The sequence below is a fragment of the Paenibacillus sp. FSL L8-0470 genome (genome assembly GCF_038008625.1).
Classification (GTDB): domain Bacteria; phylum Bacillota; class Bacilli; order Paenibacillales; family Paenibacillaceae; genus Paenibacillus_AQ.
Genome location: NZ_JBBOZM010000001.1, coordinates 7,338,089 through 7,364,882 on the forward strand (window position 1 = coordinate 7,338,089; position 26,794 = coordinate 7,364,882).

Consider the following 26,794-nt stretch of genomic DNA (forward strand, 5'->3'; position numbering starts at 1 on the left):
CAACCCAATCACTTTAGCGGCTTTACACAGAGAAATTCCGAACATCATTGATGTACTGCCTCTGGAGAGGGACCCGATAGGGTTCCTCTTTTTTGTTGTTGATCAAGTACAAATAAAAAAACCTCCGCCGATCAGCGAAGGTTGGATTAACGATTATAAAGTGCTGTAGTGGCGGAGAGGGTGGGATTCGAACCCACGCACGCTGTGACACGCCTAACTGATTTCGAGTCAGCCCCCTTGGGCCTCTTGGGTACCTCTCCGCAGCAAGAATTATTGTATCATGATGCAGCTTGCTTTGCAAGCTTAATTATTCAAGTCCGCTTTGCGCTGCACGCAGAACCTTTTTCATGTTCTTTTCGAACTTTGCACGGGGAATCAGGACACTATGCTGACAGCCGGTGCACTTAATGCGGATGTCCATACCCATGCGGATAATCTCCATTTCATTAGTACCGCAAGGATGCGGCTTCTTCATCAGCACAACATCACCTAACTGGAAAACCTTCCGTTCCATCACTCTTCCCCCTCTTCGCCTTCTCTTTCCTGAGCCGCAGCGACTTGCCTTCTCGGGTTATTCCCCTCGGTTTCCCGGGCTCTCCGTGCCGCTTCAAGCGCCTCGGCTTCCGCTTCCGCCATTGCTACGCGTCCCGCCAGCTCACGCGCTTCCTGCTCGGCCTTAGCCGCCTCCAGACTAGTCTGCTTCTCCAGCGCCTGTTTGATATCGCTCTGGATCTGCCGTTCTGCCGAGTCTCTGGCGTTAGGGAGACAATTCGCCGCTACACGAATCACATATTCTGAAGTGCTCATGGACTGAATACCCAGTATATTCGGGTACGCGAGTACATTTGAATTACGTTCCTCAATCCCCACAAGCGCTTCACCAATCAATGAAAGAGTGGCTTCAAGCCCCCGCTCTATTTTCACCGGAACATCCACCACTGCCAAAGCATTGGCAAGTGAATAGTTGGTCACATTGATAATGGTGCCATTCGGGATGATATGAACCTCACCGGTAGTACTCAGCAGTCTTGTCGTTCTGAGACCAATCATCTCTACAGTCCCTTTATAAGTACCGGTCTGGATTACATCGCCTACCGCGAACTGATCCTCAAAAATGATAAAGAATCCGGTAATTACATCTTTGACCAAACTCTGCGCTCCAAAACCAATAGCAAGCCCCACTACCCCGGCTCCTGCCAGCAGTGGTCCCAAATTGAAATTAAATTCAGCGAGAATTATCATGATCATTACAAAATTACAGATAAACGTAACCACATTCTTCAGCAGTCCCCCAACGGTTGAGAACCGGCGGCTGTTCACTAACATTCTTCCACGGGTCTCCCGCTCCATTGAACGGTCAATGATCTTGGATACCACTTTTATAATGACCCGTGTCAGGATGAAGATGATAAGAATCCGCAAGCCCGAAAACAGCACATTTGCCCACATCTCCGTGTTGGTGAAAAACTCCCACACCTTATCACTAAGAGTATATGCGGCTTTCAATGGATCTGTATGTTCTTCTGCATTCAACATCCACTTATTCATCTACTCCTCCCCTTCCGCGATAAGTGTATAACCTCTTCCTTCATTGTCCTTGCCATAGATCCCGCGGATTTCAACGTCCTGCTCCGCTATAATCTTCCGGACTTCCCCGATGGCCCCCCGAAAGAACTGAATAGACATTGCACAGCCTGCTGTAATTTCTTTGGGAGTCGGGAAGATATCAATTTCGATTTCCGCGTATTCCAGCAGCATTTCGGCGCGCAGCGCCTGCTGCGTAGAATCAAAAGCAATCAGCAGCTCTTCCTCCATCTCCACGCCTCCCTCTGGGTTAAACGTCCTATCTCTTGCCCCTGTAGTATAAAAAATCTCTTTCATCCATATACTAGGATCATCAGCAACCTTTCAATGGAAAGACAAGCCTGCTGATATTTTGGTAGAGTCCCCTTCAGAAAGGAAGATTTTATGAATTCTTCTTCTAAAGCTGCACCACTGCAAGAACCATCCTGTTTAAAAATATCACATGACGATCCCAATATCTATTCTGCTATTACTCACCGTCTGCTTTTTCACTTTTCCCGCACCCGTCCCGATACACCGATTATAATCGTCTGTATAGGCACGGACCGTTCAACCGGAGATTCACTCGGACCGCTGGTTGGAACAGCCTTGGCGCGGTTCCACAGCCCTCTGTTCCAGCTGTATGGAACACTGGACGAGCCTGTGCATGCCGTTAATCTGGAAGAAACACTTACCCTCATCCGAGAGAAATATAATAACCCTTTTATCATTGGTATTGATGCCTGCCTGGGACATTCTACGAGTGTCGGCTGTATTCAGGTCGTAGATGGACCTTTAAAGCCCGGAGCCGGCGTTAACAAGCAACTTCCCCCTGTTGGCGATATCCATCTGACTGGCATCGTTAATGTAGGCGGATTTATGGAGTATTTCGTATTACAAAATACAAGATTGAGTCTTGTAATGCGGTTATCTGATATTATTGCTGTCAGCCTCCATTCCGCCTTGAAACAGTGGAATCTTCACGCTAAATCTGCTGCAACGCGAGAGCAATAACTTCCTTCTCTTCTGGAGACAAAGGATATTGGGATTCTCCCGCTTCAAGCGGTTTGGAATAGATATAGGAGTTCTCACGATTATGAAGACTGGTGAGCACAATTCCGCTGCGATTGTCATCCACTATTGCCAGCGAAAAACTCAGGTCATTTCCGCGTTCACCGAAGGCATTATATCGCTTCAGAGCCATTTTTGACTTCATGCCGCGCATTTTAGCCTGAGCAGCTTCAATCAAAGCCTTATGTTCCTTCTGCTCCTCTTCCAGCATATCGCCTTGATTCTTAAGATCAATTAACAAGCTTTCCAGATCTTCCACACCGCTACCGCTCATCATCGTTTCATATCTGCGCCGCATCTTGCCAAGCTTGTTGCTCTGAAGAATCAACACTATAGCCATTATTATAACCACAACGGTGAACGCAATAACAAACCAGGATAATTGTTCATTTATTAACTGATTCAATTCTGACATATATGGACCATCCTTCGTATTTATCTGCTGCGGGCAAAGCCATATAGTTCCTCCATGGCGACCAGCATTCTGTTTATATCATCTTCTGTGGAGCTGACTCCTACACTTGCCCGTACAGCACCGCTTTCCAGTGTCTCCGCCGCTTTATGGGCCAACGGGGTACAGTGCATCCCGGCACGCACAGCAATGTTATACTCCCGGTCCAGCCGATGTGCAATCTCTGCCGACTCCTGCCCTTCTATTGTAAACGAAACAATTCCACTACGCGAAACACCAATTTCAGGCCCAAGCAACCTCATACCAGGAATGCCGGACAAACCTTCCATTAGTTTCTGTGTCAGCAGCCATTCCTGCCGGTGAATATTCACCGGGCCTAAAGACTTAATCCTTTTCAAGCCTGCAAGCAGCCCGGCTATCCCCACAGCGTTCTGTGTCCCCGCTTCATACCGGTCAGGCCGAACAGTAGGCTGTTCACTGTTTTCAGACTGGCTGCCTGTCCCTCCATGCATCAGTGGCTCTAAATCAAGGTTTGGAGCAATATATAGCCCCCCTGTCCCCTGCGGTCCAAGCAGCCCTTTATGACCAGGAAATGCAAGTAAATCAATATTCATTTGGGCTACATCTATTTCCAGCGTCCCGGCACTTTGCGCAGCATCCACCAGAAACACCGCCCCGTGAGACTTTGCGATATCGCCAATTTCTCCGATTGGCAGAATACTGCCCAGCAGATTGGAACTATGATTGCAGATCACCATTTTAGTATTTCGTCTTAATGTTTTTTGAAGCTCCAGCAAATCGACCTGGCCTTTAGCATCGACGCGCAAATAATCCACTTCCACTTCTAAAGTCCGGCGTAAATACTCCAGCGGCCTACGAACGGAATTATGTTCTGTCATCGTTGAGATGACATGATCCCCCCGTTGCAGTGTACCCTTAATGGCCATATTTAGCCCCATTGTTGTATTGTGGGTAAAGGCAATATCCTGAGCGTTGGAGATAGAAAAAAGTTCAGCAAGCATGCTTCGCGCTCTCACCAGCACCCTGCCTGTCCCAATGGCGAGCGAGTGATTACCACGGCCGGCATTCGCGCCGGAGTGTTGCAGGGCATCCAGCATCGCAGCAGCCACCTCTGGGGGCTTAGGCCATGAAGTTGCCGCATGATCTAAATAAATCAATTCTCCCATCTCTCCACCCTCACTTTTTTTCATTTAAAAAACACACCCTTCCATATCCGCTAAAGGATATCTCAGGATATGTTTTCGGGCACAGATATCCAAATCAGTTTCCCAATAGTTCCAGTAATCTTTCCAGGTCTTGGGCACTGTAATAATTGATTTCAATTTTCCCTTTTTCTTTACCTTGTTTAATCTTCACTGTTGTTTTGAATCGCTCGCGCAATCCTTCTTCAACATTATCAATGTATGGATCACGTTTAACAACTTTCGCTTTTATGCCATTGGCAGGTTTACGGTCCAGATTCTTTACGACCTCTTCTAACTGTCTGACATTCCACTGCTGTTCCACACATTGATCCGCCAACTGTTTCACCGTCTCCGGATCTTTCAAGGCAACGATTGCCCGAGCATGTCCCATGGAAATTGTTCCACGTGAAACATATTCCTTCACTTCTTCCGGCAAAGTCAGCAGTCGTAAAAAGTTAGCGATATGCGATCTTGATTTACCAACCTTCAGTGAAAGCTCCTCTTGGGTAAGCGAAAATTGATCCATTAGCCCTTGATAAGCAACTGCAATTTCCATCGCATTCAAATTTTCCCGCTGTAGATTTTCAATCAGGGCAATTTCCATGACTTGCTGGTCGCTAAGACTTCGCACAACAGCAGGAATGGTTGCCTTTCCACAATACTGTGAAGCACGGAATCTGCGTTCACCAGCGATGATTTCATAACCTTTCAGCACTGCGCGAACAATAATCGGTTGAATTACACCATGTTGTCTTATGGATTCAGCCAACTCTTGTATGGCTTCCTCATTAAAGTCCTTACGGGGCTGATAAGGGTTAGCGCGCAATTGTCCTAAAGGTATCTCCACAACCTTATCGTCTTCATTGATAGACAAGGACGGAATTAACGCATCGAGACCTTTCCCTAAACGCTTACTCATAAGAGATCACTTCCTTTGCCAACTCTAAGTAAACTTCCGCTCCTTTGGAACGGGTATCATAAGTAATAATGGATTGCCCATGGGAAGGCGCTTCACTTAGCCGTACATTGCGTGGGATAATAGTTTTGTAAACCTTTTCCTGAAAATACTTTTTCACTTCTTCAATCACTTGAATCCCCAGATTAGTCCGGGCATCAAGCATGGTTAACAATACCCCTTCAATCTTTAAATGCGGGTTGAGGTTCTTTTGTACAAGCCTTACAGTATTAAGCAACTGGCTTAATCCCTCAAGGGCATAATATTCACACTGGATAGGAATAATCACTGAATCCGCAGCCGTCAGTGAATTAATGGTAAGGATACCCAATGATGGAGGACAATCAATGATAATATAATCATAATTGCTCTTCACTGCATTAAGCGCCTTCTTCAGCTTCAGCTCTCTGGAAATTGTAGATACCAATTCAATCTCCGCACCCGCCAATTGAATCGTTGCCGGGATAATATGAAGCCCCTCAATTTGTGTTTCCAATATCGTTTCCTGAGGATTCACTTCATTAATAAGAATATCATAAATGCAATTTGCTACATCCGCTTTGTTGACGCCAACGCCGCTTGTAGTGTTGCCTTGCGGATCAATATCGACAAGAAGCACTCTTTTCCCTAAAGTAGCCATACCGGCACCAAGGTTCACAGAGGTTGTCGTTTTACCGACTCCACCTTTTTGATTTGCTATGGCAATAATCTTGGACACTTATTTCACCTCGAATTGTTAGGAAGAATCATCTTGTAGGTCGTGAGTTGTTTTACGGCGCAATCGTAAATTGAATACGGCATCACTTTTTGCGAGAAATATAGACAAATATACAAGTATCATTTCATTTCTGTCTTATGTGATATACTCCGGTTCAAGTCACAGAAAAGGCGGCCAATCACCTCAGGGCCGCCTTCAGCTTTTAAAACGAATTATCTTTTTGGGATTTGGATTACGATCTCGTAATGGTCACCGCGGTCATTTTCCGAGGTTTTAATCTCCATTCCAGAACCTGATACCATATCTATGGATTGACGAATTGTATTTAGAGCGAGCCGGACATCCTTTGTATAGGAAACCCGTTTGGATTTTTTGGTCTGATTCACAGCTTTATAAAATGCGATTCTTGCCTCTGTCTGCTTAACATTTAAGCCTTTAGAAATAATCTCCGCAAGCACCTTCAACTGCATTTCCACACTGTCTAGAGATAATAAGGAACGGGCATGCCGTTCTGTGATTTGGCGTTCCATAAGTGAAGTTTTAACCTGTTCAGGTAATTGCAGCAAGCGGATTTTATTCGCGATTGTTGACTGGCTTTTACCGAGACGCTGTGCCAAGCTTTCTTGAGTCAATTGATGAAGATCAATCAATTTCTGATAGGCGATAGCTTCTTCAATTGAGGTCAACCCTTCACGCTGCAAATTCTCGATTAAGGCAATAGATGCAGCCTGTGAATCATTGAACTCACGAACAATAGCCGGAATTGTCCCCAGACCAAGCTTCTTCACAGCCCGCCAGCGCCGTTCACCCGCGATAATCTCATACTGGGAATCGCGCATCCGCACGACAATAGGCTGGATCACACCGTGAGTTTTGATAGTCTGACAGAGCTCGTCTATCTTATCGTCATCAAAAATAGTCCGTGGCTGATAAGGACTACTGATGACCTCATGAACCGGGATTTGTTTGATCTCTTCTCCGCTGCTCCGCTCGGTAAATCCAAAAAGCTTGGTGAATTGTTCTTTCATTCCGTTCATTACCACCTAATTTCGTTATAGTACGATCGCCTTGACCCTGCCTAGCGAAAAGCTTATCGTATCGTACAGCAAAAAGAAAGCTTCTATTGATTTTGTTTCAAAAGATATTGCAGTTTTGTTGGTGAAAAGTCTTACTATATTATTCTATCACTTTTCCGCTCATAATCCTATTCTCCATATGGACCTATTTTTCCTGCAATGCATGCTACGAATAAAGCGATGGAGAAATAAAAAAAGATCAAGCCCTAAGGAATAAGGACTTGATCTTTACAGCATTTATTCGCTTAAACGATGTTTCACGTGAAACAATCAGATCAAAGGAGATTTGGCCGGAATTCCCGCTTTACGCGGATATTTTGCTGGAGTAGCTCCTGTCTTGCGAATAATAACGATATGTCTGCCAGATTCCTCTACGGGTAAACTGAAGGATTCAACTTTTTGCAGTTCAGCGCGAAGCTCCTTGAAACTGAACTTCGCCTCCTTTAGTTCCTCAGCAGGATCACTACCCTTCATTGCTGCAAACACACCCTCTTTTTTTGTAAACGGAAGACAGAATTCATTCAACAAGGATAAACGGGCAACCGCCCGGGCCGTAACTATATCATAGGCATCGCGATGAACAAATTGTCGGGATACATCCTCTGCCCGGCCATGAATCAGTTGAACATTTTCTAATCCAAGTGTATCGCATACATGCTGGAGAAAGGAAATTCGTTTGCTTAGGGAATCAACAATTGTCAGCTTCAAATGAGGGAAACAAATCTTTAGCGGAATCCCTGGGAAGCCGGCTCCTGATCCGATATCAGCCAAGCTTTTCGCATCATCCATCTTTAAATAGAAAGCAAGTGAAAGGGAATCATAGAAATGCTTAGTATATACCTGATCCCGTTCGGTAATTCCGGTGAGATTCATTTTTTCATTCCAGGAAACCAGTTCCTGATAATAAAGCTCAAATTGCTTAAGCTGCTCCGGGTTCAGCTTGATTCCCTGTTCCTGAAGTAGAGCCGTAAACTGTGCTACAGTATTATCCATAGATTATCCTTTCGCTGCCGTCACACGATTGAAATGCTCCAAATGTACAAGAAGAATCGAAATATCTGCTGGTGTTACTCCAGCTATCCGCGAAGCCTGCCCGATTGAGATTGGAGCAATTTTAGTCAGCTTCTGCCGTGCTTCCATTGCCAATCCATGAATTTCGTTATAGTTGATAGTGTCAGGAATCTTCTTCTTCTCCATCTTTTGCAGCTTTTCCACATGCTGCAGCTGTTTCTCGATATATCCGGCATATTTAATCTGAATTTCAACCTGCTCCTTCATCTCTTCGTCCAGTGCTTCAGGAGAAGGAGAAACCTGGTCCACGAAACTATACGTAAGCTCAGGGCGGCGCATCAGTGTAAGCATGTTGCTTCCATCTGCGATTGGGGCAGACTCATAACCCGCAAGCGCATCATTGACCTCCACTGGTTTTACCTTAGTTTCCTGGAGCCGGACGATTTCACGTTCAACACGCTCTTTTTTATCCAGGAAAGCCGTATACCGCTGCTCTGGGATCAGACCAATATCATGTCCGATAGGCGTCAGACGCAGGTCAGCATTATCATGGCGAAGCAGCAGACGATATTCAGCACGCGAGGTGAGCAGACGATAAGGTTCATTAGTTCCTTTGGTCACCAAATCATCAATCAGTACGCCAATATAACCTTGGGACCGATCAAGTACTACCGGTTCTTTATCCTGAACTTTCCGCGCTGCATTAATGCCTGCCATAACCCCTTGCCCTGCTGCTTCTTCATAGCCGGAGGTGCCATTGATTTGACCGGCAGTGAACAGCCCAGGCAAACGTTTGGTTTCCAGCGAAGGCCATAACTGTGTAGGAACCATGGCATCATATTCAATCGCGTAACCATTACGCATCATTTCGACCTTTTCCATCCCTGGAATCGAACGCAGAACCGCCAGCTGAACATCTTCAGGAAGACTGGTGGAAAGTCCTTGTACATAGTATTCCGATGTGTTTTTCCCTTCCGGTTCAAGGAATATCTGGTGTTTGGATTTATCGCTGAAACGGACAACTTTATCTTCTATAGAAGGGCAATAACGGGGTCCTGTTCCTTCAATTATTCCAGTAAACATCGGCGCCCGATGAAGATTGTCATTAATGATCTGATGAGTCACTTCAGAGGTATAGGTGAGCCAGCAAGGAAGCTGCTCATTCTGCGACGACTTCGTTTCAAATGAGAAGAACTTCGGTTTGTCGTCACCCGGCTGAATTTCTGTTTTGGAAAAATCAATCGTGTCCTTATGCACACGTGGGGGTGTTCCTGTCTTAAAGCGCACCAGATCAAAACCAAGCTCACGCAAATTTTCGGACAACCGTACTGAAGGCTGCTGATTATTCGGCCCGCTCTCATATGTCAGCTCACCCATAATCACTTTGCCCCGCAAATAAGTTCCAGTCGTCAGAATAACCGTCTTGCTGCGGTAGACTGTACCTGTCTTCGTAATTACGCCGACACAGCGGCCGTCTTCAACGATAAGCTCCTCCACCATACCCTGGCGCAGCGTTAGGTTAGGGGTTTTCTCCATCGTTTCTTTCATCGCATGCTGATACAGAAATTTATCCGCTTGCGCACGCAAGGCATGGACGGCGGGTCCTTTGCCTGTGTTAAGCATACGCAATTGAATGTATGTCTTATCGATGTTGCGGCCCATTTCACCGCCGAGTGCATCAATTTCGCGCACTACATGGCCCTTGGCTGGTCCGCCAATGGACGGATTGCAGGGCATAAATGCCACCATATCCAGGTTTATCGTAATCATCAACGTATTGCAGCCCATGCGTGCAGCCGCCAGAGCAGCCTCGCAACCGGCATGTCCGGCGCCTATGACAACAACGTCATAGCTGCCTCCTTCATAACTCATGTCTTGTTCCTCCCCAAAGGCTGCGTTTCAATCGCAGTAATATAATGAACATGATCTGCAATAACTCAGTAATGAATCATTCGCAAGAAGCATGTTATTTGCCTAAACAGAATTGTGAGAAAATTTGATCCAGCAGAGAATCGGCAGCAGTATCCCCGATAATTTCTCCAAGCTGCTCCCAAGCCAACCTTACATCGATCTGGATCATATCAATTGGAATATGCATCTCCGCAGCCTCGTACGCATCCTGTAGCGACCTATGCGCTTTTTTGAGCAGTGCGATATGGCGTACATTACTTACATAGGTCAAATCTCCCGATTCCAGCTTGCCGCCAAAAAAGAGCTCCGAAATAGCTTCTTCCAGTTTATCCAGGCCTTCCTCTTCCAGTACCGACATTGGGACAATGCTGGCCTCGCTAAAATATTCGTGCAGCTTGGCTTTATCCAGGCGTGCCGGTAAGTCCATTTTATTCATGATGACTAAGGCTTGTCTACCGTGGATTTGTTCCATAAGTTCCAGCTCATCTTCATGCAGCTCTTCATTTGCGTTCAGCACCAGTAGAATCAGGTCAGCATCACTAAAAGCTGCTTTGGAACGCTCTACCCCGATTTTTTCCACGACATCCATGGTTTCACGAATACCTGCTGTATCGAGGAGCTTCAACGGTATATTATTAATCGTTACAAATTCCTCTATGACATCACGCGTTGTTCCTGGAATATCCGTTACAATCGCTTTGTTATCGCGAGCCAATGCGTTCAGCAGGGATGATTTACCGACATTGGGACGGCCCACAATAGCTGTCGTAATGCCTTCGCGCAAAATTTTACCTTCATTAGCAGTCTTGAGCAGCTTATTAATGCCGTCCATTACTTCACTGCTCTTGTCTTTAATAAACTCGGCGGTTAAGGCTTCCACATCATGTTCGGGATAATCAATATTCACTTCAATATGCGCCAGCGTCTCGATAAGGGTATGGCGCAGGGAGTGGATACGCTGGGACAATGAACCGCTAACCTGCTTCAGCGCAACGGAAAAAGCCCGGTCCGACTTGGAACGGATCAAATCAATCACCGCTTCTGCCTGGGAAAGGTCAATTCGTCCGCCCAAAAAAGCACGCTTGGTGAATTCACCCGGCTCAGCCAATCGGATATCCTGCTGCAACAGCAGATCCATCACTCTTCTGACCGAAATCACCCCGCCATGGGCACTGATTTCCACTACATCCTCTGTTGTAAAAGAACGTGGTCCCTTCATCACAGTTACCAGCACTTCTTCCATTCGTTCTCCGTCAGCCGGACTTATAATATGGCCGTAATGAACGGTATGTGATTCCGCTTCGGTCAGCGGAACCCGGCTGCGGAATAAGGGTGCAACCTGGGAGATGGCCTGTGGGCCGCTCACCCGGATGATCGCAATTCCCCCTTCGCCTAATGCCGTTGATACGGCAGCGATGGTGTCACTAAGCATGCTGTTATTCACCTCAATATAATCTATACTTTCCTCTATTTTAAAAAAAGCAATGACCCCTTACATTGGTCAAGGAGTCATTGCGGCAATATTAGTCTCTACTTCAATGTTATAACGACACGGCGATTCGGTTCCTCACCCTTACTAAGGGTGTTGACCTGCCGGTGATCCTGCAGCCTGGCATGTATAATCTTCCGTTCCTGCGGTGACATCGGCTCCAGCACGACCTCTTTACGGGTTCGAACTACCCGTCCCGCAAGCCGGTCAGCCAGCTCTTCCAATGTCTTTTTGCGGCGTTCGCGGAAATTCTCCGCATCCAGCACCAGCCGGATGAAACTGTCAGAATAACGGTTGGCCACAATATTAGCCAAATACTGCAAAGCATCGAGAGTTTGTCCTCTTCTGCCGATCAGCAGCCCCAGATCCGGACCGGAAATTTGCAGAATGGTCGATTCCTTCGTATGAACGATTTCCACTTCTACCTCTAGCCCCATACTCTTGGCGACATCCACGATGAAATGAACGGCTTCTTGGTATGCTTCCTCCACCGGTTGTCCGGAATCTTGGCGCGGCACGCCGCCGACAGCCTCCTGTTTGCTCTCTCTAGATGACTGCTGAGGCATTGACGGAGCACTCGCCGCTGATGCCGGTGCGGCCTCGGCAATTAAGGTTAATTCAACCTTGGCATCCTTCGCACCGATCAATCCAAGGAATCCTCTTGACGGCTGTTCAAGTACGTTGACCGTGACCCGGTCCTTTTGAACTCCAAGCTGGTTAAGTCCCCGTTCTACAGCTTCTTCAATGGTTTTCCCTGTTGCGACGATTTTGCTCATTTTGACTTTTTGGCCCCCTTCGATCCTTTGCTTCCATTGCTTTTCGTAGCGGAAGCAGGATTCTTGCTCTTCACAAGGTTAACTTCACTGCTGCTACCGGCACCTGCAACAGCCAATTTGGTCTTATCGTTGTTGCGGTATAAGAAGTAGTTCTGAATAATGGTGTAAAGGTTACTGTAGAACCAGTACAGTGGAAGTGCTGAAGGGAAATTGTAGGACATGATGAAAATCAAAACCGGATATACCATCATCATGAACTGCATAGGGCCCTGCTGTTGAACCGGATTCATCTTGGTCATCATTCTGGTCTGCAGGAATGTAGTAGCGGCAGCCAGCAACGGCAGGATGAACAGATGATCGGGTTTGCCGAGCTGGAGCCACAAGAACGAATGCTCCCGCAGAGCAGGGTTGTAATAGATCGAGTTATATAGAGCGATAAAAATTGGCATTTGCACAATCAGCGGCAGACAGCCGGAAATCGGATTCACCTTATTTTCCTGGAACAGGCGCATCGTTTCTTGCTGTACTTTTTCAGGCTGATCTTTATATTTTTTCTGGATCTTTTGGAGTTCCGGTTGAATGGCCTGCATCGCACGCGAGCTCCTTACCTGCTTCATGGTAAGCGGCAAAATTAAAGTGCGGACGATCAAAACCATTACAAGTACGGCTAGTCCATACTGTCCATCAAACCATTTTGCGAAAGTATCGAGCGCTATGGCGAAATAATAAACGACATTACTTTGCCAAAAGCTTCCGTTCTTCAAATCCTCCGTAGTGTGCGTAACCGCTGATGATGGAGCGCACCCTGACAGAACAGCAATCATCAGTACCATTAGGCCGAGGAGAAGAAATTGTTTTCCTCGTCTAGTCTTCAATAGAGACACTTCAAAACCCCTCTCATAAACATTCCATTGCACCGTAAATCATACCATAATTATGAATACAAATAAACAAGCCCCTTACTTGCGTGAAGCCTTGAGCAGCTTGGCTTTGCGCAGTACATGAAGCGCACTTTTCTCCAGCTCGGCGTAATCCATAGAAAGTGCTCCTTTACGAACGATGAAGACCATGTCCAGCCCGCCGGCAATTTCCGGTTCATGATGGCGGATGATTTCCTTCACCAGTCGTCTCATCCGGTTTCGGACGACGGCGTTTCCGACCTTTTTGCTAACCGACACACCCAACCGGAACCGCTCCACCTCTTTTCTGCTGAACCAATACACTACAAATTGATGATTCGCAAATGACTTCCCATGGCGATATACGCGACTGAAGTCAGCACGGTTTCGTAATCGTAATCTTTTGTGCACGGGAATCTCCTATTCAAAGACCGGACACGAGGAGCTCCGGAATTTTTCTTCTAAATTAGTATAGTCATCCGGCTGCCGCCATAAACGGTTAAGTCCGGACATATGGCTTATTCCTTCATTTACATCCGCATACATTAAAAAGCCCCGCAAAGTGTAGCCAACATCCTCTGCAGAGCTTAACAATTATTCATGCACTCGTGAAAAAGGGAACCTCCTTCATTATAAAGGCCGATATCCGTTTCTCGGGCTATATAAGGAAGCGAATCAGATGATCCACCTGTCCAGCCCCCTTATATTTAAAAAAGGACCACCGCAGTGGTCCTTAAGTGGCCTAACTTACGCACTCAAAACTTTTCTGCCTTTCAAGCGGCGGGCTGCCAGCACTTTGCGGCCGTTTTTCGTGCTCATTCTTTTGCGGAAACCATGCACCTTCTTGCGTTTGCTCACATTCGGTTTGAACGTCGGTCTCATGTATTGCACCTCCCTTACAGGAACTTAATTACTGTCATATTAGCAGAAACGGACTAAGCCGCTCTTTTGAGTAGGGACAGTATCTACAAGTATTGTCATTATAATTTGAAGACATATCCTCACAGAAAACACCTTTATATATTTAAACACATAATGTGCGAAAAAGTCAACCTTGTCTCTCCAACCTTACTCCCCCACATTTAAATCGGCTTATCCACAATCCACCGATCGAAAAATTTAATCCACAGCGTTTTACAGTTATCCACCTGTGTGCAAAGAATGAAGTCGACTAATCACACATGCGCACAACCTGTGTATAAAAAAATCGAAGTCATGACGGAAACTGTCGAACGGTAAACAAATTATCAACAATATGTAGTGTTGTTCTTAAAAATTATACACAAGTGCTTGAATTTGTGGATAAAATGGCGTCGCTCATTGAAAAATAAGGGGGCATTTGCTATGATGGTATTACTTTTGAATGTGAATAGATTTGTTTGTTCTATATATTATCAACAAGCTGTGGATAAAGTTGTGAACAATTCAAATTTATCCATATTTTTTTGTCTCTTGATATTGCATATTGGGGATAAGATTCAGCACTAACCCATTTTCTTCGACATTTCCACTTCATGGCTGATGCCACATTTGGAAGATTTAAAGGAGTGACAGTCTGTGGACAGCCATACTTCCGAATTATGGCAGCAAATATTATCGATTATTCAAACCAAATTAAGCAAACCGAGCTTCGATACATGGTTTAAGGCTACGAAGGCATTAACTCTTAGCCAGCACGCCATTATCATCTCGGCACCTACAACGTTTGCCGTAGAATGGCTGGAAAGTCGCTACACCAAATTGGTAGGAGCTACGGTTTATGAAGTTACCGGACAACAGGTTGACGTCAAATTTGTGATTGAGGAGAACAAGCCCGTAGAGCCTGTAATCCAGCAAATGACGCCTTCTCCCGCAGTATCGCGTGAAGAAGCGCAGACTCATTTGCTTAATCCCAAATACACTTTCGATACGTTCGTTATCGGCTCCGGCAACCGGTTTGCGCATGCAGCCTCTCTGGCTGTAGCGGAAGCGCCTGCCAAAGCGTATAACCCCTTGTTTTTGTACGGCGGGGTGGGTCTCGGGAAGACTCATCTAATGCATGCCATCGGACACTACGTCCTGGAACATAACCCTAACAATAAGGTTATCTACATCTCGTCCGAGAAATTCACGAATGAATTCATCAACTCCATCCGTGACAACCGCGGTGAAAGCTTCCGTAACAAATACCGCAACGTTGACATTCTGCTGATTGACGATATTCAATTCCTGGCCGGCAAAGAGTCAACGCAGGAGGAATTTTTCCATACGTTTAACGCTCTTCATGAAGAACGCAAGCAAATTATTATCTCCAGCGACCGTCCCCCAAAGGAAATTCCCACTCTGGAAGAACGGCTTCGTTCCCGTTTTGAATGGGGACTCATAACCGATATTCAACCGCCTGATCTGGAGACGCGGATTGCCATTTTGCGCAAGAAAGCCAAAGCGGAGAACCTGGATATCCCCAATGAGGCCATGATGTACATCGCCAACCAGATCGATACGAACATTCGCGAGCTTGAGGGCGCATTGATCCGTGTTGTTGCCTATTCATCGCTTACCAACCAGGACGTGACCACTCATCTGGCAGCCGAAGCACTGAAGGATATCATTCCTTCCAGCCGGCCGAAGATGATCACCATGAACGATATTCAGCAAAAGGTCGGCGAATATTACAATTTGCGCATGGAAGATTTCAAGGCGCGCAAACGCACCAAAGCCGTAGCTTTTCCACGTCAAATCGCTATGTATCTCTCCCGTGAATTAACGGATTATTCGCTTCCCAAAATCGGAGAAGCTTTCGGGGGACGTGACCATACGACAGTTATACATGCCCATGAGAAGATTACGCAGCAATTAAAGGTAGACCAGGAGTTGTACAAAGTGGTAAATAATCTTGCGGAGAAAATTAAAAATCCTTCCTAAGAGGAACAAAGAGCCTATGCACAATCTATACACATGTGGATAGGCTTAATTTTATGCTGTTTCTGGGGTTATCCACATAAACGGCGCCCCTACTACTAATACTATTAAATAACTATAATAATTCATCTTCTAAGAGCAGGTTTCGAAGAGGACTTACGTACACCTATTTCCCAATTTTTCAGCTAGGAGTGAAATCATGAAAATCAGCATTCTTAAAAATGAACTCAACGAATCAATCGGGCACGTATCCAAGGCCATCTCCAGCAGAACCACGATCCCCATTCTGACCGGCATTAAGCTGGAGGTAAGCCATCAAGGCGTTACCCTGACTGCAAGTGATACGGACATTTCCATTCAGTCCTTCATACCTGCAGAGAACGATAGCCATACCATCGTAAAAGTGGAACAGCCAGGAAGCGTTGTGCTTCCAGCCAAATTTTTCGTCGAGATCATCAAGAAGCTTCCCTCCAAAGAAATTCACATGGAAGTCAAAGAGGGCTTTCAAACCTATATCTCTTCCGGTTCCACGGAGATTCAGATCGTCGGTCTTGACCCCGAGGAATTCCCGGTACTGCCCAGCATCGAGGAGAACGAAACGATCTCAATTCCAGGTGATTTGCTGAAAAATATGATTAAACAAACAGCGTTCTCCATCTCCACCCAAGAGACAACGCCTATTCTGACAGGGATTCTGTGGAATCTGAGTGAGAATGAATTTAAATTTACAGCTACCGACCGCCACCGTCTGGCCACAAGAGCTGCGCATCTGGAAGGGACCGAGAATGTCCAATTCGCCAACATCGTCATTGCCGGCAAAACGCTGAATGAGTTAAGCAAAATCATTCCGGACCAGAATATGCTGGTGGATATTGTCGTGGCCGATAATCAGGTGCTCTTCAAAATCGACAAGGTGCTGTTCTATTCGCGGATTTTGGATGGAATTTATCCGGATACTTCTAGAATTATTCCGACCAACTACAAAACAGAACTAACTTTGGATACAAAAAAACTCAGCGAATCAATTGACCGCGCTTATTTGCTGTCCCGTGAAGAAAAAACAAACATTGTCCGTATGCAGACACTGGAAAACGGCGACGTTGAGATCTCTTCCAGCTCGTCAGAGCTGGGGAAGGTCCGTGAAGAACTGGAAGTGCTTGATTTCAAAGGCGAGCCGCTCAAAATCTCCTTCAACTCCAAATATATGCTCGATGTCCTGAAAGTTGTCGAAAGCGAGCAGCTCGTCATCGCCTTCACCGGTATGATGAGTCCGATTATTCTTAGACCGCTGGATGACAGCCGCAGTCTGTATGTCATTCTGCCGTACCGCACAACAAATTAAACGCCGCTGTTCACGGACCTGTGGATAAGTGGCGGAAAGGATAAAAAACATGAAAAAAATACTTATCCACAGTGGATATATTAAGCTGGACCAGTTCTTGAAGCTTTCGGATTGCGTATCCACAGGCGGCATGGCGAAGGCGCTGCTGCAGGAAGGCTACGTGAAGGTTAACGGGGAAAAAGAAGAACGACGTGGCAGAAAGCTTTATCCGGGTGATACAATAGAGGTTCAGGACAACGGCGCATTCGAGATTGAAGGCGGCGGAATAAAAGAGTAGTTCACCCAAGGAGGCAGAGGTTCGTGTTTGTTAAAAATATCGGTCTGCAGCATTACCGTAACTACGGGCTGCTGCGTCTGGAGAACCTGGGCGATGTGAACCTGATTCTCGGTCAGAATGCCCAGGGCAAAACAAACCTCATGGAGGCTCTGTTCGTCCTGGCGATGACCAAGAGCCACCGTACCTCGAAGGACCGGGAACTCATTTCTTTTGATGCTCCCGGAGGATCCGCGCAAATTGTTGCCGAGGTGGAACGTAAATATGGCGATTTGAAGCTGGAGCTAACCTTGTCCGCCCAAGGCAAAAAAGCCAGAATCAACGGGCTGGAACAGCGCAGGCTCAGTGAATTCGTCGGCTCGCTCAACGTGGTGATGTTCGCTCCGGAAGATCTGGAGATCGTCAAAGGGACACCTGGAATACGGCGCCGGTTTCTTGATATGGAGATTGGCCAGGTGCAGCCAAGTTATCTTTTCCATCTGCAGCAATACCAGAAGGTGCTTCTGCAAAGAGGCAATCTGCTGAAGCAGCTATGGGGTAAAGAAGCAGCAGGCAAGGAGCTGTTGGACATATGGGATGCCCAACTTATAGAGCATGGTGTTAAAATCGTCAAAAAAAGGAAACAATTCATAAAGAAGCTGCAAATCTGGGCAGAGAGCATTCACCGGGGCATTACGAACGGCGGGGAAGAGCTGAAATTGCTGTACGTCCCCTCTTTCGGCGAGCGGGACGAGGAAGATGAAGCTGTCTTATTAGACAAATTTATGTTAAAGTTATCACAAACAAGAGATCAGGAAATTAGGCGCGGCATGACGCTGACGGGTCCCCATCGGGATGACCTGTCCTTTTTTATCAACGGAAGAGAAGCTCAGGTCTACGGTTCTCAGGGGCAGCAGCGCACGGCAGCTTTATCGCTCAAGCTGGCGGAAATCGAACTGATCCATGAAGAAATCGGGGAGTACCCTGTGCTGCTTCTTGATGATGTTTTGTCCGAGCTTGATCCTTACCGCCAGACTCAGCTTATAGAAACCTTTCAAAGCAAGGTACAAACCTTCATCACTGCCACCGGTGTGGAAAGTTTAAGTGCCGATAAATTAAAAGGCGCAAGCCTATACCATGTTCATGATGGAAAAGTGGAGTTATAAAGAGCGGAGGAAGAGAATGTATATTCATTTGGGCGGAGAAAAGATTATTCGATCCTCAGAGCTGATTGCTATATTTGATATATCAATTGAGAAGTCCTCGAAGGTGTCGAAGCAGTTCATTGTTCATTCCCAGCAGGATAAAAAACTGGAACGAATCGGTGAAGAGGAAGCGAAGTCCATTGTCGTGACCAAAAATACTGTGTACTACTCCCCTATTTCCTCCTCCACTCTCAAAAAAAGAGCCAAAATCTTGTTGGAAATATAATCTTTTCAGGTTACAAGAGATAATCAGAAAGAAGTAGGTGAAGGCATGTCAATGAATCAACCGACATATGATGAGAGCCAGATTCAGGTACTGGAAGGGCTGGAAGCTGTTCGGAAACGTCCCGGCATGTACATTGGCTCCACTAGCGCTAAAGGTCTGCATCATTTGGTTTGGGAGGTCGTCGATAACAGTATCGATGAGGCGCTGGCAGGTTTTTGCGACCGGATTCAAGTGATGATTCATGAAGATAACAGTGTGACCGTTATTGATAACGGACGGGGTATCCCTGTCGGTGAGAACGTGAAGCTGAAGAAATCGACACTTGAGGTTGTAATGACTGTCCTGCATGCAGGTGGTAAATTCGGCGGTGGCGGATATAAGGTTTCGGGCGGTCTTCACGGTGTAGGGATATCGGTTGTGAACGCATTATCCGAGAAGGTAGTTGTAACCGTCAAACGTGACGGCCACGTCTACCAGCAGGAATACAGACGCGGTGCACCGCAATATGATATCAAGATTATCGGAGATTCCGACGAGACGGGTACCACTACAACCTTTCATCCAGACTCGGAGATTTTCACCGAAACGACAGTCTTCGAATACAACACGCTCCTTACCCGTATCCGCGAGCTGGCGTTCCTTAACAAGGGAATCGAGCTTTCACTGCTGGATGAGCGGACGGGGGTTTCCAATACCTTCAAATACGATGGCGGTATCGTAGAATATGTGAAATATTTGAACGAGAAAAAAGAGGCGCTTCATGAAGATCCGATCTACGTGGAAGGCTCACGGGATATGATTGCGGTTGAAGTAGCTCTGCAATATAACGATTCGTACACAGAGAACATTTACTCTTTTGCCAACAATATCAATACACATGAAGGCGGAACACATGAATCTGGCTTTAAGAGTGCATTGACACGGATCATCAATGATTATGCCCGCAAGACCGGCGTGATCAAGGACAGCAGCAACAATCTGACCGGAGATGACGTTCGTGAAGGATTGACGGCGATTATTTCCGTGAAAATTCCTGAGCCGCAATTCGAAGGGCAAACGAAGACCAAGCTCGGCAACAGTGAAGTCCGCGGGATTGTAGAATCCCTGTTCGGTGAGAAGCTGCAGGAATTCCTGGAAGAGAACCCTGCAGTTTCCCGGCGGGTGCTGGAGAAGTCACTGCAGGCTTCACGTGCCCGTGAGGCTGCCCGCAAAGCCCGTGAACTGACCCGCCGCAAGAGCGCTCTTGAAGTCAGTGCCTTGCCGGGTAAGCTGGCAGACTGCTCATCCAAGGACGCTTCGATCAGTGAGCTGTATATCGTCGAAGGTGACTCTGCCGGTGGATCAGCCAAGCAGGGCCGGGACCGTCACTTCCAGGCGATTCTGCCATTGCGCGGTAAAATCCTGAACGTAGAGAAAGCACGGCTTGACCGTATCCTATCCAATGCCGAAATCCGGGCGATTATTACTGCTCTGGGAACCGGGATCAGCGAGGACTTCGATCTGTCCAAGGCGCGTTATCACAAGGTTGTTATTATGACTGATGCGGACGTCGACGGAGCCCATATCCGGACTCTGCTGTTGACCTTCTTCTACCGCTACATGCGGAAGATTATCGAAGCTGGCTATATTTATATCGCCCAGCCGCCGCTGTTCAAAATTGAGCGCAACAAAGTCATCCGCTATGCTCAAAGTGAGAGAGAACGCGATGAGATCATTGCTACCTTTGGTGAGAATGTTAAGGTAAATGTTCAGCGCTACAAAGGTCTGGGAGAAATGAACGCCACTCAGCTTTGGGATACCACCATGGATCCTGAGAGCCGCATGATGCTGCAGGTAACGATTGATGATGCCATCTTGGCTGACGGAATTTTCGATACGCTGATGGGCGATAACGTTGAGCCGCGTCGCGAGTTCATTCAGGAACATGCCCAATCTGTTCGGAACCTTGATATTTAATCATATGCGCACACCGGTCCTCATACAGGGCTGAAGCATATGTTCTTAGCAAAGAACCTCCAGTTTCCTATTCCTTGGCGAATAGAAGCCGGAGGTTCTTTTGGTTAGGTAGTCTTTTGCTCAGGAGAGGGGTTACCGGCGGGAGACGGCTGTTTTTCTTCTCTTTAACCGTCCATACGCCACAGCATAACGATGAATTTTGCGGTAAACAGATTTGTCGTGAATTAATTTAAAGGCAATGATGGAGGGAAGGGTGTTCACTTCAAGCAGCCATACATCATGATGCTGATCCAGGGCGATATCAAGCCCGATTTCTTTAAGCCCAGGGTAGGCTGTTTCAAGCTGCATGGCAATTTTTACACCCAGGGATTTTAACGACTGAAGAGTGGATGCCATCTCTGCCGGGCTCATATGTTCTTTAAACAACGCATTGACGGTAAAGACACTGCCCCCATTATGATAATTGGTCACAATCTTTTGCGGAGCGGCGACTCTGCCCAGCATTCCGGTTGTTTCCCACCCTCCATCCGGTCTTTTTTGCGTTAGTACGCGCAAATCAAACGGGCGGTCAGCATGCCGGAGCAAATCAATTCCCTGTTGGATTAAGTAGGAACGTCCTCTAATCTTCGGCTTCAAAGCATTATGCAGTTCCTCCGTTGTGGAGAATGCTTCTGCCTCCAAACCATGACGCAAGATATACATTATTTTTTGTTCAACCGCGGCTTCACTGCTTCCAGTACCGTAATCCCCGTTGACCGGCTGCTGTCCGCTGGGACTTAAATTCACCATACGCTGCTCGGCTCGCATCACACCATTCCCATAAGTCCCGCGGTCAGGTTTTATATATACCGTCCCGTAGGTTCCGAGCAATTCGTTAAGAGCGGCCAAACTGTACTTTCGTGTTTCCGGGATGAAGATTGCCAGTAGGCGGTTTTGCAGGATAACTTTAGTTTTTGCCCATTTGCTGGAGACCCGTTGAATCCTCATTATCTTCCTCCTTTAAAAGTTTTGTGAGCGTAACAGCATTGAATTCTCCTCGTACAAAACTTGCTCCGAAAGCATAAACTTAAAGTTTTGTGGGTTGATCTGAGTGATGAATCTGGAAAGCTGAAATTTTAGGACAAGCTAACTAAACAATGTTATAATATAAGGATATGGGGTTATGTCTTTTTGGACAAAACCAGGGCCATATAACCAATCTTCTTGTCTTTACAGTCTATGTAACGAAGACATTGGCGGAAAGGGCATTTACCCCTGACTGTGCCAAAAGAAATGAATATAGAAGATATAAATCTATAGTGTTTAATTGTGCTGCTTTTGTGAAAGTAATATAATAAAGGGTAGCGGTTTTTAACTGAAGGAGGTCCAGCAACTCATGGCTGAACAAAATAACCCGCAAATCAAAGATCGGGACATTGGTGAGGAAATGCGCGAATCCTTTATGGATTACGCAATGAGCATCATTGTAAGCCGGGCTTTGCCAGATGTGCGGGACGGACTCAAGCCTGTTCACCGACGCATTTTGTTTGCGATGTCGGAACTTGGAATGTCTCCGGATAAACCTCACAAGAAGTCAGCGAGAATCGTCGGTGAGGTTATCGGTAAGTATCATCCTCACGGGGACTCCGCTGTTTATGAGACGATGGTACGGATGGCGCAGGATTTCTCCATGCGCTACATGCTCGTAGACGGTCATGGGAACTTCGGTTCCATTGACGGAGATATGGCGGCAGCAATGCGGTATACCGAGGCACGCCTGTCCAAAATCGCCGGAGAAATGCTTCGCGATCTCAACAAGGAAACAGTTGATTTCGCACCTAACTATGACGGTGAAGAGAATGAACCTGTAGTTTTGCCTGCGCGTTATCCTAACCTGCTCGTTAACGGGGTATCCGGGATCGCTGTAGGGATGGCTACCAACATTCCTCCGCATAATCTGGGTGAAGTCATTGATGGCGTACAGGCGATGATCAGGAATCCAGAGATCACACCTATGGAGCTTATGGAATATATTCAAGGGCCGGATTTCCCTACAGCGGGCTATATTTTGGGCCGTGAAGGTATTCGCCAAGCTTACCGTACAGGACGCGGATCAGTTACGATGCGTGCTAAAGCAACCATTGAGGAGAACAATGGTAAAGCGCGGATCATTGTGCATGAACTGCCTTATCAGGTCAACAAAGCGAGATTGGTTGAAAAGATTGCAGAATTGGTACGTGAGAAACGGATCGAGGGAATAACTGATCTTCGTGATGAATCCGACCGTAACGGTATGCGCGTTGTAATTGAGATGCGGCGTGATGTCAATCCAAGTGTCGTACTCAATAACTTGTACAAACATACTGCCATGCAATCTACATTCGGTATCAATATGCTGGCTATTGTAGGCAACGAGCCGAAGATCCTGAATCTTCGCGACGTGCTGTATCACTACTTACAGCATCAAATCGAAGTTATCCGCCGGCGGACGATCTTTGATCTGAAGAAGGCTGAGGCACGGGCGCATATTCTGGAAGGTCTGCGTGTTGCACTGGATCATCTGGATGAGGTTATTGCGCTGATCAGGGCTTCCCGTACGACGGATATCGCCCGTGAAGGCTTGATGGAAACATTCAGCCTCAGTATTGAGCAGGCTCAAGCAATTCTCGATATGCGGATGCAGCGCCTGACCGGATTAGAACGGGAGAAAATTGAGAACGAGTATAATGAATTGCTAGTCAAGATTGCCGAGTATAAGGAAATTCTGGCCAATGAGCATCTCGTGCTGGATATCATCAGCAGCGAGCTTCAGGAAATCCGTGATAAATTTTCGGATGACCGCCGCACCGAAATCACTGTCGGCGAAGAAAGCATTCTTGACGAGGATCTGATCCCGCGTGAAGAGGTTGTCATTACGATTACGCATACCGGTTATATCAAACGTCTGCCGGTCAGCACGTATCGCAGCCAGAAGCGTGGAGGCCGCGGTGTGATCGGGATGGATACCAAGGATGAGGATTTCGTGGAGCATCTCTTCGTGAGTAATTCCCATAATTACCTCATGTTCTTTACCGATAAGGGCAAAGTGTACCGGATCAAGGCTTATGAGATTCCTGAGCTTGGACGTACTGCACGGGGGACGCCGATTATCAACCTGATTCAAATTGAACAGGGTGAGAAGATCAGTGCAGTCATTCAGGTAGAGGAAGCGGATAGCGACAAATACCTGTTCTTTGCTACCCGTGAAGGGATCGTGAAGAAAACGCCGCTTGAAGATTATAACAACATCCGCAAAGGCGGATTGATTGCCATTAATCTTCGTGAGGAAGACTCCTTGATCGAAGTTAAGCTGACAGACGGAGAGCAGAATCTGATTATCGGTACTGCCCGCGGCATGTCGATTACCTTCTCCGAGAACGATGTACGTTCTATGGGCCGCAGTGCAACAGGGGTCAAAGGGATTAACTTGGACGACAATGACCATGTGATCGGAATGGACTGCGTGGACAAGGAGCTTGAGGTGTTGATCGTAACGACTAAGGGTTACGGCAAACGTACACCTGCCAGCGACTATCGTTCACAAACCCGTGGCGGTAAGGGAATCAAGACCATTAATCTTACGGATAAGAATGGACCGGTTGTTGGCTTGAAGGTTGTTAAGAAAGACGAAGACCTGATGATCATTACAACGAGCGGTACCTTGATTCGTACGAGTATGGATGGGATTTCTACCATGGGCCGTTATGCGCAGGGCGTTAAGCTGATTAATATCCGTGAGGATGATGCAGTAGCCACCCTTTGCAGAGCCGATAAGAATGAGGAAGACGAATTGTCCGAACTCGAGGACGGCGAAGAGAGCCAGGTTACAGCAATAGATGAAACTGCTGAAGCCGCTGAGCCTGAAATGGACGCCGGCAATGACGAGGATATTCTCGAATAGCACCCTATAAAGAGAGCACAGGCTTCTTATAAGAAGCCCGTGCTCTTTTTGCTTTTAAATATAATTTTTATGGATTGCCGATACACTATCTAGCCGCTTGCAACTATCCATACTATAATTAGAGAATCAAGTACTCCGGTGCTGCCTGGCGGCACACCAGTTAGCCGGTAATGTTCAGTCTCTATATAGAGCAGCATTCCTGAGCGCAAGTGTCATGAAGTAGAGGGGCTGAGTGGATGCCAAATATATCCGTAGCAGAAGTTAAACCAGGTTCAAAAATTATCAAAGATGTAGTTACCCCTTTAGGAGGAGTATTATTTCCCAAGGGAAAAATAATACTGCCACGCGACGTTGAGATTCTGCAGGCTTTTTTAATTCAACAGGTGGAGATTGAAGGCAACCAGGGAGAGGCTGTACCTGCTGAAAATGTTAAAGCAGCCGCGAAGACGTTGCCAGTCAAGGCAGGAACACTCATTAATGAGTCAGTGCTGGCCAAGAGCAATTCCTCTTTACATGATGAATATGAGAAGATGCTGATTTTGATTAAGCAGAGCTACCGTTCTGTTGCTGCTGCCTCGATACCCATTTTTGAATTACGGAGTCAGTTGGAAGCATTGATCGACAATTTAAAAGATTATCATGTCTTGAAGTTTGCTCCACGGATTCTGCAGGATGAAGATTATAACTATCACAATGCAGTGCTGTCGGCATTAACCTGTTATAAAATAGCCCAGTGGTGCGGATATCCGCAGAAAGACTGGATGCAGGCCGCATTTGCCGGTTTGCTGCATGATATCGGTAACGTTAAAGTAGATGGGGCACTGCTGCACAAGCCGACTCCGCTGAACGGAGCTGAATTAGAAGAAGTCCGCAGGCATACCACTTATGGATACCAGCTGCTGAGAAATGTTACAGCTATTAACGAAGGGGTTAGACTTGCAGCACTTCAGCATCACGAAAAAATAGACGGTACTGGTTATCCGCTCCATCTGGAGGGCAGCCAGATTCATATCTACGCCAAGATCGTTGCTGTGGCTGATATCTTTCATGCTATGACCCTGGAGAAGGCATACAGAAAGGCTCAATCGCCTTATCTGGTATTGGAGCAGCTACAGACCGAAAGCTTCGGTAAGCTGGATCCGGTTATCGTTCAAACCTTTATTCAGAAAACAACAGATCTCTACAATGGCACAAGAATACGATTAAGCGACGGACGTCATGGAGAGATTATCTTTACAGACCGCAGCAACCCTACACGCCCTATGATCCAGGTGGAGGGAAAGATCGTCAACCTGATGATGGAACGTGAGCTATACATTCAGGAGATCATTGCCTAACCCAAGGGATGAGTCCAACGAAAGCTTTGTTATCGCCCTTTAAGCTGGTGCCTTTGCAGTAGGGGGCGGTACAAGCTGTATACTCCAGAAAGAATTTTATAAATAATGCTTGCAATGCAGACCTATACATGATATATTCTATTTCTGGCCGCGAAACATCAACGCCTGGCTCGGAAAAGAAGTTAAAAAAAGAGCTTGCATTGATCGGCTGGATGTGATATATTATAAGAGTTGCTAGTGACGAGATAATCGACACTGACAACGAGCTTGATCTTTGAAAACTGAACAACGAGTGAGTATGGAAATCACGCAAGTGAAATCCAAAACTGATGAGTTTCATAGCGTATTTGTACGCTTTAGAAATTTCATCGTGAGAATGTAAATTCTCGTCAGATGTTTCAAATTGAGCAATCGCTCTTTCTAAATACCAATTTGGAGAGTTTGATCCTGGCTCAGGACGAACGCTGGCGGCGTGCCTAATACATGCAAGTCGAGCGGAGTTATGAAGGAGCTTGCTCTGGAATAACTTAGCGGCGGACGGGTGAGTAACACGTAGGCAACCTACCTCT

The 26,794-nt window shown here is 46.6% G+C and carries 25 protein-coding genes, 1 tRNA gene and 1 rRNA gene; 10 read left to right on the forward strand and 17 right to left on the reverse strand.

What is annotated here, in order from left to right:
* Positions 1 to 169: 169 nt before the first annotated feature.
* From NST99_RS33470 to NST99_RS33485, 4 genes are all read right to left on the reverse strand, one after another.
* A tRNA-Ser gene (locus NST99_RS33470) sits at positions 170 to 260 on the reverse strand.
* A 47-nt stretch (positions 261 to 307) separates the two neighbouring features.
* On the reverse strand, positions 308 to 514 hold the full coding sequence (locus NST99_RS33475) for a DUF951 domain-containing protein (protein WP_341097469.1): 207 nt from the start codon (positions 512 to 514) through the stop codon (positions 308 to 310).
* The gene (locus tag NST99_RS33480; RefSeq protein ID WP_445745009.1) at positions 514 to 1,548 is read right to left on the reverse strand and encodes a mechanosensitive ion channel family protein; all 1,035 of its coding nucleotides are present in this window, start codon (positions 1,546 to 1,548) and stop codon (positions 514 to 516) included. The genes NST99_RS33475 and NST99_RS33480 overlap by 1 nt, the downstream gene beginning before the upstream one ends.
* Positions 1,549 to 1,815 (reverse strand): DUF3343 domain-containing protein, encoded by a 267-nt coding sequence (locus NST99_RS33485; protein WP_341097470.1) that lies wholly within the window; start codon positions 1,813 to 1,815, stop codon positions 1,549 to 1,551. It lies immediately after the preceding gene.
* Between the two features lie 153 nt (positions 1,816 to 1,968).
* Here NST99_RS33485 and yyaC point away from each other — a divergent pair, with 153 nt between their 5' ends.
* The gene (gene yyaC / locus NST99_RS33490; RefSeq protein WP_341097472.1) at positions 1,969 to 2,577 is read left to right on the forward strand and encodes a spore protease YyaC; all 609 of its coding nucleotides are present in this window, start codon (positions 1,969 to 1,971) and stop codon (positions 2,575 to 2,577) included.
* On the opposite strand, the gene NST99_RS33495 is transcribed toward yyaC, so the two are convergent.
* The 12 genes from NST99_RS33495 to rpmH all read right to left on the reverse strand — a co-directional run bounded on the left by NST99_RS33495 (position 2,549) and on the right by rpmH (position 13,968).
* On the reverse strand, positions 2,549 to 3,049 hold the full coding sequence (locus NST99_RS33495) for a DUF4446 family protein (RefSeq protein WP_341097473.1): 501 nt from the start codon (positions 3,047 to 3,049) through the stop codon (positions 2,549 to 2,551). The two genes, yyaC and NST99_RS33495, sit on opposite strands and share 29 nt — an antisense overlap.
* 20 nt (positions 3,050 to 3,069) lie before the next feature.
* Entirely contained in the window at positions 3,070 to 4,233 is a 1,164-nt protein-coding gene (locus NST99_RS33500) for an aminotransferase class V-fold PLP-dependent enzyme (protein WP_341097830.1), read from the reverse strand.
* Between the two features lie 94 nt (positions 4,234 to 4,327).
* Complete coding sequence (locus tag NST99_RS33505; RefSeq protein ID WP_340895750.1) at positions 4,328 to 5,170, reverse strand: ParB/RepB/Spo0J family partition protein; 843 nt, start codon at positions 5,168 to 5,170, stop codon at positions 4,328 to 4,330.
* Positions 5,163 to 5,924 (reverse strand): ParA family protein, encoded by a 762-nt coding sequence (locus tag NST99_RS33510; protein ID WP_038598260.1) that lies wholly within the window; start codon positions 5,922 to 5,924, stop codon positions 5,163 to 5,165. The genes NST99_RS33505 and NST99_RS33510 overlap by 8 nt, the downstream gene beginning before the upstream one ends.
* Positions 5,925 to 6,136: 212 nt before the next feature.
* Positions 6,137 to 6,952 (reverse strand): nucleoid occlusion protein, encoded by an 816-nt coding sequence (noc, locus tag NST99_RS33515; RefSeq protein WP_341097476.1) that lies wholly within the window; start codon positions 6,950 to 6,952, stop codon positions 6,137 to 6,139.
* A gap of 318 nt (positions 6,953 to 7,270) precedes the next feature.
* Entirely contained in the window at positions 7,271 to 7,993 is a 723-nt protein-coding gene (gene rsmG / locus NST99_RS33520) for a 16S rRNA (guanine(527)-N(7))-methyltransferase RsmG (RefSeq protein WP_341097478.1), read from the reverse strand.
* Between the two features lie 3 nt (positions 7,994 to 7,996).
* Positions 7,997 to 9,883 carry a tRNA uridine-5-carboxymethylaminomethyl(34) synthesis enzyme MnmG gene (mnmG, locus tag NST99_RS33525; RefSeq protein ID WP_341097479.1) on the reverse strand — a complete coding sequence of 629 codons (1,887 nt, stop codon included), beginning with the start codon at positions 9,881 to 9,883 and terminating at the stop codon, positions 7,997 to 7,999.
* Positions 9,884 to 9,977: 94 nt separating this feature from the next.
* Positions 9,978 to 11,354: a tRNA uridine-5-carboxymethylaminomethyl(34) synthesis GTPase MnmE gene (mnmE, locus tag NST99_RS33530; RefSeq protein ID WP_341097481.1), complete on the reverse strand. Its 1,377-nt coding sequence runs from the start codon at positions 11,352 to 11,354 to the stop codon at positions 9,978 to 9,980.
* A gap of 98 nt (positions 11,355 to 11,452) precedes the next feature.
* Positions 11,453 to 12,187 carry an RNA-binding cell elongation regulator Jag/EloR gene (gene jag / locus NST99_RS33535; RefSeq protein ID WP_038598268.1) on the reverse strand — a complete coding sequence of 245 codons (735 nt, stop codon included), beginning with the start codon at positions 12,185 to 12,187 and terminating at the stop codon, positions 11,453 to 11,455.
* The gene (locus tag NST99_RS33540) at positions 12,184 to 13,071 is read right to left on the reverse strand and encodes a YidC/Oxa1 family membrane protein insertase (RefSeq protein ID WP_340895743.1); all 888 of its coding nucleotides are present in this window, start codon (positions 13,069 to 13,071) and stop codon (positions 12,184 to 12,186) included. Before NST99_RS33540 ends, jag begins: the two co-directional genes overlap by 4 nt.
* Before the next feature lie 75 nt (positions 13,072 to 13,146).
* Positions 13,147 to 13,497, reverse strand: coding sequence for a ribonuclease P protein component (gene rnpA / locus NST99_RS33545; protein WP_038598273.1), 351 nt, complete (start codon positions 13,495 to 13,497; stop codon positions 13,147 to 13,149).
* Between the two features lie 336 nt (positions 13,498 to 13,833).
* Positions 13,834 to 13,968 carry a 50S ribosomal protein L34 gene (gene rpmH, locus NST99_RS33550; RefSeq protein WP_019914530.1) on the reverse strand — a complete coding sequence of 45 codons (135 nt, stop codon included), beginning with the start codon at positions 13,966 to 13,968 and terminating at the stop codon, positions 13,834 to 13,836.
* Between the two features lie 675 nt (positions 13,969 to 14,643).
* On the opposite strand from rpmH, the gene dnaA reads away from it, so the two are divergent.
* From dnaA to gyrB, 6 genes are all read left to right on the forward strand, one after another.
* A complete protein-coding gene (gene dnaA, locus NST99_RS33555; RefSeq protein ID WP_038584283.1) occupies positions 14,644 to 15,990 on the forward strand; it encodes a chromosomal replication initiator protein DnaA in 1,347 nt (448 codons plus the stop codon).
* A gap of 196 nt (positions 15,991 to 16,186) precedes the next feature.
* Entirely contained in the window at positions 16,187 to 17,329 is a 1,143-nt protein-coding gene (gene dnaN / locus NST99_RS33560) for a DNA polymerase III subunit beta (RefSeq protein ID WP_038584286.1), read from the forward strand.
* A gap of 49 nt (positions 17,330 to 17,378) precedes the next feature.
* Complete coding sequence (yaaA, locus tag NST99_RS33565; protein ID WP_038584289.1) at positions 17,379 to 17,606, forward strand: S4 domain-containing protein YaaA; 228 nt, start codon at positions 17,379 to 17,381, stop codon at positions 17,604 to 17,606.
* A gap of 23 nt (positions 17,607 to 17,629) precedes the next feature.
* A complete protein-coding gene (recF, locus tag NST99_RS33570) occupies positions 17,630 to 18,748 on the forward strand; it encodes a DNA replication/repair protein RecF (RefSeq protein WP_341097486.1) in 1,119 nt (372 codons plus the stop codon).
* Between the two features lie 16 nt (positions 18,749 to 18,764).
* Complete coding sequence (gene remB / locus NST99_RS33575) at positions 18,765 to 19,013, forward strand: extracellular matrix regulator RemB (protein WP_076114400.1); 249 nt, start codon at positions 18,765 to 18,767, stop codon at positions 19,011 to 19,013.
* 45 nt (positions 19,014 to 19,058) lie between these two features.
* A complete protein-coding gene (gene gyrB, locus NST99_RS33580) occupies positions 19,059 to 20,969 on the forward strand; it encodes a DNA topoisomerase (ATP-hydrolyzing) subunit B (RefSeq protein WP_341097488.1) in 1,911 nt (636 codons plus the stop codon).
* A 132-nt stretch (positions 20,970 to 21,101) separates the two neighbouring features.
* On the opposite strand, the gene NST99_RS33585 is transcribed toward gyrB, so the two are convergent.
* Entirely contained in the window at positions 21,102 to 21,956 is an 855-nt protein-coding gene (locus NST99_RS33585) for a YheC/YheD family protein (protein WP_341097489.1), read from the reverse strand.
* A 388-nt stretch (positions 21,957 to 22,344) separates the two neighbouring features.
* On the opposite strand from NST99_RS33585, the gene gyrA reads away from it, so the two are divergent.
* From gyrA to NST99_RS33600, 3 genes are all read left to right on the forward strand, one after another.
* A complete protein-coding gene (gene gyrA, locus NST99_RS33590) occupies positions 22,345 to 24,888 on the forward strand; it encodes a DNA gyrase subunit A (RefSeq protein ID WP_341097491.1) in 2,544 nt (847 codons plus the stop codon).
* Between the two features lie 236 nt (positions 24,889 to 25,124).
* The gene (locus tag NST99_RS33595; protein WP_341097492.1) at positions 25,125 to 26,225 is read left to right on the forward strand and encodes an HD-GYP domain-containing protein; all 1,101 of its coding nucleotides are present in this window, start codon (positions 25,125 to 25,127) and stop codon (positions 26,223 to 26,225) included.
* Between the two features lie 429 nt (positions 26,226 to 26,654).
* Positions 26,655 to 26,794: ribosomal RNA gene (locus NST99_RS33600) — 16S ribosomal RNA — on the forward strand; the annotation flags it as partial.

Excerpts from the sequence above, each read along its gene's own strand:
- NST99_RS33485 (WP_341097470.1), bottom strand. The coding sequence starts at position 1,815 with ATGGAGGAAGAGCTGCTGATTGCTTTTGATTCTACGCAGCAGGCGCTG.
- mnmG (WP_341097479.1), bottom strand. The coding sequence starts at position 9,883 with ATGAGTTATGAAGGAGGCAGCTATGACGTTGTTGTCATAGGCGCCGGA.
- NST99_RS33475 (WP_341097469.1), bottom strand. The coding sequence starts at position 514 with ATGGAACGGAAGGTTTTCCAGTTAGGTGATGTTGTGCTGATGAAGAAG.
- dnaN (WP_038584286.1), top strand. The coding sequence starts at position 16,187 with ATGAAAATCAGCATTCTTAAAAATGAACTCAACGAATCAATCGGGCAC.
- yaaA (WP_038584289.1), top strand. The coding sequence starts at position 17,379 with ATGAAAAAAATACTTATCCACAGTGGATATATTAAGCTGGACCAGTTC.
- mnmE (WP_341097481.1), bottom strand. The coding sequence starts at position 11,354 with ATGCTTAGTGACACCATCGCTGCCGTATCAACGGCATTAGGCGAAGGG.
- gyrA (WP_341097491.1), top strand. The coding sequence starts at position 22,345 with ATGGCTGAACAAAATAACCCGCAAATCAAAGATCGGGACATTGGTGAG.
- NST99_RS33505 (WP_340895750.1), bottom strand. The coding sequence starts at position 5,170 with ATGAGTAAGCGTTTAGGGAAAGGTCTCGATGCGTTAATTCCGTCCTTG.
- NST99_RS33480 (WP_445745009.1), bottom strand. The coding sequence starts at position 1,548 with ATGAATAAGTGGATGTTGAATGCAGAAGAACATACAGATCCATTGAAA.
- NST99_RS33495 (WP_341097473.1), bottom strand. The coding sequence starts at position 3,049 with ATGTCAGAATTGAATCAGTTAATAAATGAACAATTATCCTGGTTTGTT.
- NST99_RS33500 (WP_341097830.1), bottom strand. The coding sequence starts at position 4,233 with ATGGGAGAATTGATTTATTTAGATCATGCGGCAACTTCATGGCCTAAG.
- remB (WP_076114400.1), top strand. The coding sequence starts at position 18,765 with ATGTATATTCATTTGGGCGGAGAAAAGATTATTCGATCCTCAGAGCTG.
- noc (WP_341097476.1), bottom strand. The coding sequence starts at position 6,952 with ATGAAAGAACAATTCACCAAGCTTTTTGGATTTACCGAGCGGAGCAGC.
- gyrB (WP_341097488.1), top strand. The coding sequence starts at position 19,059 with ATGTCAATGAATCAACCGACATATGATGAGAGCCAGATTCAGGTACTG.
- yyaC (WP_341097472.1), top strand. The coding sequence starts at position 1,969 with ATGAATTCTTCTTCTAAAGCTGCACCACTGCAAGAACCATCCTGTTTA.
- rpmH (WP_019914530.1), bottom strand. The coding sequence starts at position 13,968 with ATGAGACCGACGTTCAAACCGAATGTGAGCAAACGCAAGAAGGTGCAT.
- rsmG (WP_341097478.1), bottom strand. The coding sequence starts at position 7,993 with ATGGATAATACTGTAGCACAGTTTACGGCTCTACTTCAGGAACAGGGA.
- jag (WP_038598268.1), bottom strand. The coding sequence starts at position 12,187 with ATGAGCAAAATCGTCGCAACAGGGAAAACCATTGAAGAAGCTGTAGAA.
- NST99_RS33595 (WP_341097492.1), top strand. The coding sequence starts at position 25,125 with ATGCCAAATATATCCGTAGCAGAAGTTAAACCAGGTTCAAAAATTATC.
- NST99_RS33585 (WP_341097489.1), bottom strand. The coding sequence starts at position 21,956 with ATGAGGATTCAACGGGTCTCCAGCAAATGGGCAAAAACTAAAGTTATC.